The organism is Pseudomonas sp. A25(2017) (genome assembly GCF_002001065.1).
GTDB classification, from domain to species: domain Bacteria; phylum Pseudomonadota; class Gammaproteobacteria; order Pseudomonadales; family Pseudomonadaceae; genus Aquipseudomonas; species Aquipseudomonas kilonensis.
On record NZ_MUOA01000073.1, the window covers coordinates 147,927 to 157,762 of the forward strand.

The 9,836-nt window shown below is 60.0% G+C and carries 11 protein-coding genes; 7 read left to right on the top strand and 4 right to left on the bottom strand.

Features of this window, described 5'->3' with window-relative positions:
• Nucleotides 1-36: 36 nt before the first annotated feature.
• On the bottom strand, nucleotides 37-1,062 hold the full coding sequence (locus B0E42_RS18505; RefSeq protein ID WP_018603589.1) for a LysM peptidoglycan-binding domain-containing protein: 1,026 nt from the start codon (nucleotides 1,060-1,062) through the stop codon (nucleotides 37-39).
• Nucleotides 1,063-1,231: 169 nt separating this feature from the next.
• On the opposite strand from B0E42_RS18505, the gene def reads away from it, so the two are divergent.
• The 6 genes from def to B0E42_RS18535 all read left to right on the top strand — a co-directional run bounded on the left by def (nucleotide 1,232) and on the right by B0E42_RS18535 (nucleotide 6,634).
• On the top strand, nucleotides 1,232-1,738 hold the full coding sequence (gene def, locus B0E42_RS18510) for a peptide deformylase (RefSeq protein ID WP_003196300.1): 507 nt from the start codon (nucleotides 1,232-1,234) through the stop codon (nucleotides 1,736-1,738).
• A gap of 71 nt (nucleotides 1,739-1,809) precedes the next feature.
• Nucleotides 1,810-2,769 (top strand): methionyl-tRNA formyltransferase, encoded by a 960-nt coding sequence (fmt, locus tag B0E42_RS18515; RefSeq protein WP_077506999.1) that lies wholly within the window; start codon nucleotides 1,810-1,812, stop codon nucleotides 2,767-2,769.
• On the top strand, nucleotides 2,766-4,076 hold the full coding sequence (gene rsmB / locus B0E42_RS18520) for a 16S rRNA (cytosine(967)-C(5))-methyltransferase RsmB (RefSeq protein ID WP_077507000.1): 1,311 nt from the start codon (nucleotides 2,766-2,768) through the stop codon (nucleotides 4,074-4,076). The genes fmt and rsmB overlap by 4 nt, the downstream gene beginning before the upstream one ends.
• 24 nt (nucleotides 4,077-4,100) lie before the next feature.
• Complete coding sequence (gene trkA, locus B0E42_RS18525; protein WP_014335854.1) at nucleotides 4,101-5,474, top strand: Trk system potassium transporter TrkA; 1,374 nt, start codon at nucleotides 4,101-4,103, stop codon at nucleotides 5,472-5,474.
• A 179-nt stretch (nucleotides 5,475-5,653) separates the two neighbouring features.
• Nucleotides 5,654-5,965: a tetratricopeptide repeat protein gene (locus tag B0E42_RS18530; protein WP_053177412.1), complete on the top strand. Its 312-nt coding sequence runs from the start codon at nucleotides 5,654-5,656 to the stop codon at nucleotides 5,963-5,965.
• Nucleotides 5,966-6,370: 405 nt separating this feature from the next.
• Entirely contained in the window at nucleotides 6,371-6,634 is a 264-nt protein-coding gene (locus B0E42_RS18535) for a hypothetical protein (RefSeq protein ID WP_077507001.1), read from the top strand.
• 28 nt (nucleotides 6,635-6,662) lie between these two features.
• Here the strand turns inward: B0E42_RS18535 and B0E42_RS18540 are convergent, their stop codons facing one another.
• Entirely contained in the window at nucleotides 6,663-7,358 is a 696-nt protein-coding gene (locus B0E42_RS18540) for a DUF1963 domain-containing protein (protein WP_077507002.1), read from the bottom strand.
• 523 nt (nucleotides 7,359-7,881) lie between these two features.
• On the opposite strand from B0E42_RS18540, the gene B0E42_RS18545 reads away from it, so the two are divergent.
• Nucleotides 7,882-8,373: a hypothetical protein gene (locus tag B0E42_RS18545; protein ID WP_053177416.1), complete on the top strand. Its 492-nt coding sequence runs from the start codon at nucleotides 7,882-7,884 to the stop codon at nucleotides 8,371-8,373.
• Nucleotides 8,374-8,704: 331 nt separating this feature from the next.
• On the opposite strand, the gene B0E42_RS31515 is transcribed toward B0E42_RS18545, so the two are convergent.
• Both B0E42_RS31515 and B0E42_RS18555 read right to left on the bottom strand, forming a co-directional pair.
• Complete coding sequence (locus B0E42_RS31515) at nucleotides 8,705-9,085, bottom strand: hypothetical protein (protein ID WP_253278516.1); 381 nt, start codon at nucleotides 9,083-9,085, stop codon at nucleotides 8,705-8,707.
• Nucleotides 9,086-9,154: 69 nt separating this feature from the next.
• Nucleotides 9,155-9,517, bottom strand: a complete 363-nt coding sequence (locus B0E42_RS18555) for a DUF6124 family protein (protein ID WP_053177418.1) — start codon at nucleotides 9,515-9,517, stop codon at nucleotides 9,155-9,157.
• Nucleotides 9,518-9,836: the final 319 nt, after the last annotated feature.

Consider the following 9,836-nt stretch of genomic DNA (forward strand, 5'->3'; position numbering starts at 1 on the left):
GCTGTGGATAACTCTGTTGGTAACTTGTGAGACCCGTTACGGATTACGGACCTTGTCGAGCACCGCCAACGAGCGCGATGCGTACAGCACCAGGCCATAGCTGAGCTTGTCGTAGGTGCGGAAAACCATCAGCAGGCCGGCCCGCTCGTCGGGGATCTTCACCCGCTCGCCCGTGATACGGTCGCGTACGGTTTCACCGGTCTTCATCACCGCCAGCACATTGCCTTCGGCCAGCCCGTCGCGCCGGCCCTTGTTCAGGGTGACCACGTCCAGCGCGCCGATCTGGGTCACGCCTCGCGGCACGTCCAGGATCAACCCATGGATGTCCGATTTCGGCGCGCTGGGCATGAACGTCGAGTTGATCGAGCGTTCTTCGCCACTGAACAGGCGATCACCCAGGCGCACTTCCTGGGTGGTGCGTTGCAGGGCCAGGGTGGTGACATCGCCCTCGCTGGCGACCACTTCGCCGCCGCCGATGTCGTCGGCGTTGATGCCCAGGAATTCCTTGGTCTCGGGGTCGGTGTAGACCTTGCCCTGGCGAAAGATGCCGTACGCCGTCTGGTTCGTATCGAACGAGCCACGGGCAAAGACCCGATCCCCCATGCCGCTGAGCACCCGTTCGGCATTGCCGGCGACGACGTAGGGAGCCTTGTTGAAATCTTCAGGCGTGTCGACGATGCGGTTGCTCAGCAGGAAGCTGTTGATGGCTTGCAGCGGAATGCTCGGGATGGCGTCGGCCACTGGCGAACTGCGAATGCGCGGCGACAGCTTGATGGTGCCGCGCGAGGTGCCGCGATTGAGGGTCAGGCGCGGCTGGCCGTTGACGTAGACCAGCGACAGGGTGTCGCCCGGATAAATCAGGTTGGGGTTTTCGATCTGCGGGTTGGCCTGCCACAGCTCCGGCCATTTCCACGGTTCACGCAGGTACTTGCCGGAAATGTCCCACAGTGTGTCCCCCGTCACCACCGTGTATTGCTGGGGAAAACCTTCCCGAAGTTGCACTTGCCCGTGCGCGATACCGGCCGAGGCCAGGAGCAGCAGGGCGAGTAGTGATTTCCTCATGCGGTGAATCCCTTTATTATGTGCGTTCGCGTAAAACGCCAGAGCCCCCGTGGCTCGCTGCTTAAGGAGCTATTCTCCACAAGCGCATCGTTTTACAACGGTAGCCTGCATCCCAAGACACGCCAGGCCAGCCACCCGACTTTACCTCACACGTGCATTTATCAAGCTTATGGCCATTTTGAACATTCTCGAATTTCCGGACCCGCGCCTGCGCACTATCGCCAAACCGGTGGCCGTAGTGGACGACGAAGTGCGTCAGTTGGTCGATGACATGTTTGAAACAATGTATGAAGCGCCAGGCATCGGCCTCGCCGCGACCCAGGTCAACGTGCACAAGCGTATCGTCGTCATGGACCTCTCCGAAGACCGCAGCGAGCCGCGGGTGTTCATCAACCCCGAGTTCGAAACCCTGACCGACGAGATGGACCAATACCAGGAAGGCTGCCTCTCGGTACCGGGCTTCTACGAAAACGTCGACCGCCCACAGAAGGTCAAGATCAAGGCCCTGGACCGTGACGGCCAGCCTTATGAACTGATCGCCGAAGGTTTGCTGGCGGTGTGCATCCAGCACGAGTGTGACCACCTCAACGGCAAGTTGTTCGTGGATTACCTGTCTACCCTCAAGCGTGACCGCATCAAGAAAAAACTGGAAAAACTTCATCGCCAGAATGCTTGATGCCCCCCTTCAAAGGCTTGCCGCGGCAAGCCTTTTTCTTTTTGCGACTGCTTTGTAATTGAGAGCTACCCATGACTGAGCCACTGCGCATCGTCTTTGCCGGCACTCCCGAATTTGCCGCCGAACACCTCAAGGCCCTGCTGGCCAGCCCCCATGAAATCGTCGCGGTCTACACCCAGCCGGACCGGCCGGCCGGTCGCGGGCAAAAACTGATGCCCAGCCCGGTCAAGCAGCTGGCCCTGGAGCACGGTATCGAGGTGTTGCAGCCGCCGACCCTGCGCGATGCGCAAGCCCAGGCCGAACTGGCGGCGCTCAAGCCGGACTTGATGGTGGTGGTCGCCTACGGCCTGATCCTGCCGCAAGTGGTGCTGGACATCCCGCGCCTGGGTTGCATCAACAGCCACGCCTCGCTGCTGCCGCGCTGGCGCGGTGCCGCGCCGATCCAGCGCGCCGTGGAAGCGGGCGATGCCGAGAGCGGCGTGACCGTGATGCGCATGGAAGCCGGCCTGGACACCGGGCCGATGCTGCTCAAGGTCAGCACGCCCATCAGCGCCGACGACACCGGTGGCAGCCTGCACGACCGCCTCGCGCTGATCGGCCCGCCAGCGGTGGTCGAGGCGATTGCCGGCCTGGCCGCTGGCACCTTGCAAGGCGAAGTGCAGGATGACAGCCTCGCCACCTATGCACACAAACTGAACAAGGACGAAGCCCGCATCGACTGGAGCCGCCCAGCCGTTGAGCTGGAGCGCCTGGTGCGGGCCTTCAACCCTTGGCCGATCTGCCACAGCACCTTGAACGGCGAAGCCCTGAAAGTGCTGGCGGCGAGTTACGCCGAAGGGAAGGGCGCACCGGGTGAGATCCTCAGCGCCAGCAAGGACGGCCTCATCGTGGCCTGCGGCGAGCAGGCGCTGTGCCTGACGCGCCTGCAACTGCCCGGTGGCAAGGCACTGAATTTCAGCGACCTGTTCAACAGCCGCCGTGAGAAATTTGCCGTCGGCACCGTTCTCGGCCAAGCGACGGACGCCTCATGAACCCACGTCTGGCCGCCGCCAAGGCACTTGCCGCCGTCCTCAGCGGCAAAGCCTCCCTCAACAGTTCTCTGCCGACCCAACTGGACAAGGTCGAAGACCGTGATCGCGGTTTCACCCAGGACCTGGCGTTCGGCACCGCCCGCTGGCAGCCGCGGCTGTCGGCCCTTGCGGCCAAGCTGCTGCAGAAGCCGTTCAAGGCCGCCGATGCCGACGTCGAAGCGCTGCTGCTGGTGGGGCTCTATCAACTGCTCTACACCCGCGTCCCGGCCCATGCCGCCATCGGCGAAACCGTGGGCTGCGCCGACAAGCTGAAAAAGCCCTGGGCCAAGGCCCTGATCAACGCCGTGTTGCGCCGTGCCCAGCGGGAAAGCGAAACCCTGCTGGCCGAGCTGGAGCACGACCCGGTGGTCCGCACGGCGCACCCGCGCTGGTTGCAGAAATCCCTCAAGGCCTTCTGGCCCGAGCAATGGGAAGCCATCTGCGCGGCCAACAATGCCCATCCGCCGATGATCCTGCGGGTCAACCGTCGCCACCATACCCGCGACGCCTACCTGGCGTTGCTGGGCGAGGCGGGCATCCCGGCCATCCCGTGCCAGTACAGCCGCGACGGCATCGTCCTGGAAACCCCGGGCGACGTACGGGCCTTGCCGGGCTTTGCCGAGGGCTGGATCAGCGTCCAGGACGAAGCCGCCCAACTGGCCGCCGACTTGCTGGAACTGGCGCCCGGCCAACGGGTGCTGGACGCCTGCTGCGCACCGGGCGGCAAGACCTGTCACATCCTCGAGGCCGAGCCGAAGCTGGCCGGCGTGGTGGCGGTGGACCTGGAAGCCAAGCGCCTGGTGCGCGTGAAGGAAAACCTCGAACGCCTGGGCCTGGAGGCCGAGCTGATCGCCGCCGACGGCCGCGACACCGCGACCTGGTGGGACGGCAAGCCGTTCCAGCGCATCCTCCTCGACGCCCCATGCTCGGCCACCGGCGTGATCCGCCGCCATCCGGACATTAAGCTCACCCGCCAGCCGGACGACATTGCCGCGCTGGCCGTGTTGCAGGGCGAACTGCTCGATGCCCTGTGGCCAACCCTGGACGTGGGCGGCATGCTGCTCTACGCCACCTGCTCGACCTTGCCGACCGAGAACACCGAAGTGATCGAAGCCTTCCTCGCCCGCACCCCAGGCGCCCGGGAGCTGGACATTGCCAGCCAGGCCGGCCTGAAGCAGCCCCATGGCCGCCAGTTACTGGCCCAGGAAGGCGGTCATGACGGGTTCTACTACGCCAAGCTGATCAAGATCGCCGCCGCACGCGGTTAAGACCGATTCGATAGGAGTGACTGGATGAAAATCATCATCCTCGGCGCAGGACAAGTCGGCGGTTCGCTGGCGGAACACCTGGCCAGCGAGGCCAACGACATCACCGTGGTCGACACCGACGGCGAACGCCTGCGCGACTTGGGCGACCGACTCGACATCCGCACCGTGCAAGGTCGCGGCTCGTTGCCGACGGTACTGCGCCAGGCTGGCGCCGACGACGCCGACATGCTGGTGGCCGTGACCAACAGCGACGAAACCAACATGGTCGCCTGCCAGGTCGCCCACACGTTGTTCCACACCCCGACCAAGATCGCCCGGGTGCGCGAAGCGTCCTACCTGACCCGCGCCGACCTGTTCGACAACGAAGCGATCCCGGTGGACGTGCTGATCAGCCCCGAGCAGGTGGTGACCAACTACATCAAGCGCCTGATCGAGCATCCCGGTGCCTTACAGGTGATCGACTTTGCCGAAGGCAAGGCGCAACTGGTGGCGGTCAAGGCCTACTACGGCGGGCCGCTGGTGGGCCAGCAACTGCGTCAGTTGCGCGAGCACATGCCGAATGTGGATACCCGCGTTGCGGCGATTTTCCGCCGTGACCGGCCGATCCTGCCCCAGGGCGACACGGTCATCGAAGCCGACGACGAAGTGTTTTTCATCGCCGCCAAGGCGAATATTCGCGCGGTCATGAGCGAAATGCGCCGCCTGGACGAGAACTACAAGCGCATTGTCATCGCTGGCGGCGGGCAGATCGGCGAGCGCCTGGCCGAAGCCATCGAAAGCCGCTACCAGGTCAAGATCATCGAGATGAACCCGGCGCGCTGCCGCTACCTCTCCGACACCCTCGACAGCACCGTGGTGCTGCAGGGCAGTGCTTCGGACCGCGACCTGCTGCTGGAAGAAAACATCGCCGACGCCGACATCTTCCTGGCCCTGACCAACGACGACGAAGCCAACATCATGTCGTCGCTACTGGCCAAGCGCCTGGGGGCGAAGAAGGTCATGACCATCATCAACAACCCGGCTTACGTCGACCTGATCCAGGGCGGCGACATCGACATCGCCATCAGCCCGCAACTGGCAACCATCGGCACCTTGCTGGCCCACGTGCGCCGCGGCGACATCGTCAGCGTCCACTCCCTGCGCCGCGGCGCGGCCGAAGCCATCGAGGCCATCGCCCACGGCGATGCCAAGTCCAGCAAAGTGATCGGCAAAGCCATCCGCGACATCGGCCTACCGCCAGGCACCACCATCGGCGCGATCATCCGCGACGAACAAGTGCTGATCGCCCACGACGACACCGTGATCCAGACCGGCGACCACGTGATCCTGTTCCTGGTGGACAAAAAGCACATTCGCGACGTCGAGAAGCTGTTCCATGTGGGGTTGAGTTTCTTCTGATCCAGGCTTTGCGGTGATGGATCGGGCCTCATCGCGGGCAAGCCTTGCTCCCACAGATGTTCCACAGCCCAGCCTCTGTGGAAGTCCCTGTGGGGGTCTCTGTGGAAGCAAGGCTTGCCCGCGATAGCTATCCAACAGCCAACCGATCACCCCCTGACACAACCGATAAGGACGCCCCCATGCTCGACTCCCTGGAAAAAATGCTCGCCAAGGGCATGGACAACGCCCTCCTGCGCTTCGGCCTGGGCAAGGGCTACCTCGACCTAGGCGAATTCCCCCGCGCCGCCGAACACCTCCAACGCTGCGTCGAATTCGACCCCAAATACTCAGCCGCCTGGAAACTCCTAGGCAAGGCCCACCAAGGCCAAGGCAACCTACCGGCAGCCCGCCAAGCCTGGCAACAAGGCCTGGAAGCCGCCCGAGCCCACGGCGACAAACAAGCCGAAAAAGAAATGACCGTGTTCCTCAAAAAACTGGACCGCCACCCCTGACTTCACACAAAACTGCTTTTGTGGCGAGGGAGCTTGCTCCCGCTTGACCGGGCTGGCGCTCCAGTGCGAAGCACTCACAAAAAAGCCCCCCAATCCACTGCCAATCCGCCAAAAGCTCAGCCAGCGCAAAATCTGTGGGAGCAAAGCTTGCTCGCGATAGCGATAGACCAGCCAAACCCGTTATCGACAGACCTGCCCCAATCGCGAGCAAGCTTTGCTCCCACAGGTTTTGCGGCTGAACTGACCGGCATTCCCCGCTCCCTGGTCCAGTAAAATGAAACAATCTGAACCCAATCCGCTCGCTGTAGTGACGCGCTAGTCAGCATCGAGGCGCAGGTAAACGGCGGCATCGGCCCCTAACGCACCCTCTCGATACTGATCATCAAGACCTGACTGGAACCGTACATGTCCGAAATTACTCAATTGGTTATTGCCTTGGTGTTGTCCTTTTTGCTCGATAAGTTTCTCAAGCCGTATCTGCTACGCAAGTGGCTAGGCGTGGTGATGGTGGTCGCGGGTGCGGTTGGCTGCGTTTTGGCCGGTCAGACCCGCTTGTTGGGGTTTGATCTGGGGTTGCTGTCGGTTTTTGCCGTGCCGATAGGGATGGGGTTGTTCATGAAGCGGCGGCGGTTTGAGGAGGTTGGTGTAGGGAAGAAAGGGGCTGATTGAACCTGAAAATAAATCCGCCCCCCGACGCCTAGTAAAAGTCGTAATAAAGCGCCCACTCTCCAGTTTCATTATGCTTCCAGAACATCAGGCTCCCACTGTCGACCACGTTCAGATTGATCTTCGAGTCCGATGAGATCTGGAACACAAACTCGAAGCCTTCACCCGGATCAACACCCGACTGGCAGAACGAGGGGTAACCGCCGATCTTGTGTTCATAGGTGTGGGTGACCAAGTCGTAATAGCTCTGGATCTTGCCCGCGCGTTCCAGCGTGAGGATTGCTTGCTCAAGGTCTTCCGGGACACCACCGCCATCCCACAATGGAAAGTCCTCCGGCACCGCTTGCGCTGTCAGTGGGAAGGGTTTGAGGAATGTGCCTGCCACCGACAGAGACTTGCGCACCAACACATCATCCGGCCCGTACTCGCGGATAACCCAATTATCCCCCATCGGCTCAAAGTGCTCGGGGAACGGGTTTGAAATGAACACCGTCAGCACACGAACGCCTGCTAGCAGAGGGCTGTTGATGGGCAGGGCGGGCAGGTAAAACTGCGCATAGGGGAGCAACTGTTGCCCCGCCTGATTAGTGGGCACCTCTTCATCCGGTCGGAACAGGAAGACATTGCCCAGCCAGCTTTCTTCATCGGTGCCCGCAGGACGAAAGCCGCCGGCAATGAGCTTCACGGCGGGGCGGGCCAGGCGTTGCTTGATTTCCTGGATTTCCATGGCGATGTAAACCTCCTTTTTACTACAGGTATTAAGGCCGCAGATTGGCGGTGTACGAGAGTGGATAGCAGCGCTTCTTTGCCCGAGCTAGACCACATTAGCGTCCTTCACGGATAAGAGAGTGGACCTCCTCCCACTTCCCGGGCCAATGACTTTCGAGGGCTCCTAGCGTTCCTGAGTGTCATCGATACCGGCTCGGCCAGTGGTAAGGAACGATAGCGCCCGAGGGCAAGGCTGCAAAGCCGGCGGATTCTGATGCAGTTGTAGGCAAAGGCGCGAGGATACGTGGCTTGGAGGTGCGGTGGTCAGGTTCTGGCTTGGCCCGCAGAAGGTGGACAAGCAGGAGCAAGCATCCATGCGAATGCTATTGAAGGGGCAAAGCTACGGAAAATAAATCCCCTTATGCCTGTCCCCTTATTCCTCATGTTGTGTTTTAGGAAATGCCTACTAGGCTGATTTCTGCGTTGTTTTGCCTTGAATGAGCCACGCCAGACGTGTGGTGATTAAACTCACAGGAGTTTGTATGGCACTGCCGACACTTGCAGACATTAAACGTGGCCGGGTTTTTTTCTTAAACCCGCAAAATATCGCCGAGTTTTCCTCGACCAGCGAAGACCTCAACACTTACAACACCGCCGCGCGAGAATTTACTGTGCTGGGGGGTAACTCCCCGCACTACTTTGTGTGCCTAGGTCGGGCACACAACAATGAACACTACAGTTTTTGGAGTCCTATGTCCTCGAACATTAGGGGGCCGAGAATCGGCAGCAGAACGGGACAAGGGCAGATCCCCCAAGACCAGAAGTTTGGTTTTCCGCACTTTATGAATCATTTCAGTTGGTACGATGCCGAGCAGATTTGGATGATTCTCAATGAAGCCGTCCTTATCGAAGCGCGAACCAACCGCGCCAACAAAATAACTCGCGGCACGTTCAATTACATTTCCGATCAAGCCATGGATGATGCTTTTGGCGCCGTGGTGGTGCCAGACGAGGAAGACGAACGGGTCATCTGAGGTATAAATCCCCTTTGCTCTGATTCGTCGACAGCAAAAATCTTAGGAAAAGAGGCCTTCAAACCGGTCGCGACACTCGTTTACGAATCGTTATCTCGTTGACCCCGGCTCGCCTCCGCCCATGTTCCTGGTATTAGATCCCACATTGCCCGGCTCATACTCCGGACTTTGGGTGAAGGATGTGCAGACGTAAATATTTTCACGCTCATTAATTGCATGAACTTTGCAGCCTTTCCTGCTTGAGGGCCTACCAGCACCACCGTTTTGAGTCTGGGTAGCAGGGTCAAGAGGTTTGCCAGCTCCTCTATACCAGCACGTCTTTCGCCAGCTTTTATCTTGATAGTGCCATTCCATCCGGGTATGACGTTCCACAGCACCTTCTCTCGCGGTCGATTCCCGCCTCTTCGGAGAAGGTGAAGAGAGCTTCTGCAGTTGAGTCATCGTTGTTACGCGAGATAAAGCCAGAACCCTTTCGTTTCGCTTGAGGGGACGTCATGGGGCCGGGCTTTTCCAGCAAAAAGAGCGTGTCCGCATTTACCCCGCCGTCCATGGGGTCAAAGTCTTGAAACTCCCAGTCAGGGTGTTTGGCGCGAAGGCTCTCTACATAGGCCGTCAGTGGAGCAATGTGAGGTTCATAGAGCATCCGCCGTCGCATTGCTACAAATTCCGGATGCCTGAAAATCCGAGGGGCATCGTGATATTCAATCGTCATGAGAAAACTCAATCGTCCAAGAACCAAAACCCGACGCAAAACGTCGGGTTTTTCGTTGGCGGAAAAATCCTACTGCCGCGGCTCCACGTTATCCAACACCCGATTCGCCAGCAACGAACTCAACTCAATCAACTGCTGAATCCCCTGCGCCACGTGACGCCTTGATCCCTCCAGGTCAAACGCCAAATCACTCACCATCGCATCAGCCGAAGCCAACGTCTCAGTGAGGTTGGCGAGCAGGCATTCGTTATCGAGGCCTTTCACGACGGCGTACAGCTGCCCCGGTTTGGGCTCGTCTTTGGATTTATCCGGTTTCGGTAGCAAGTAATGATCGAGCACCCGTTTGGTGGTCTCGTCTTGCTGCTTGGCTTTGGATTTTGCGGAGGTAGAACTGGAATCTGCGTCTGGCGGATTCGGAGTTATTTTGAACATAGGTATGTCTTCTCAGTTAGGCCGCAACCATTTCGCTACTAAACGATGGGTGGCGGCTGTGCGCAGGTTAGTAGACCGGTGACATACCTAAAACCGGCGCGCCCGAGGGCGCCATGCGCACAGCCACCATCGAGTGCAGGCGAATGCCTAACTGATGAGACTCATGCAACCGGATGTCATCTGGGCTACTAAACCCGACCACTGATGGGCAGTGGCAGGAAGACAATAAAACCCAGGGACAAGGCGCACAAGCGGGCGGATTCTGGCTTAGTTGTAGGCAAAGGCGCAAGGATGCGTAGCTTGATAGCGGGTGTAGGGG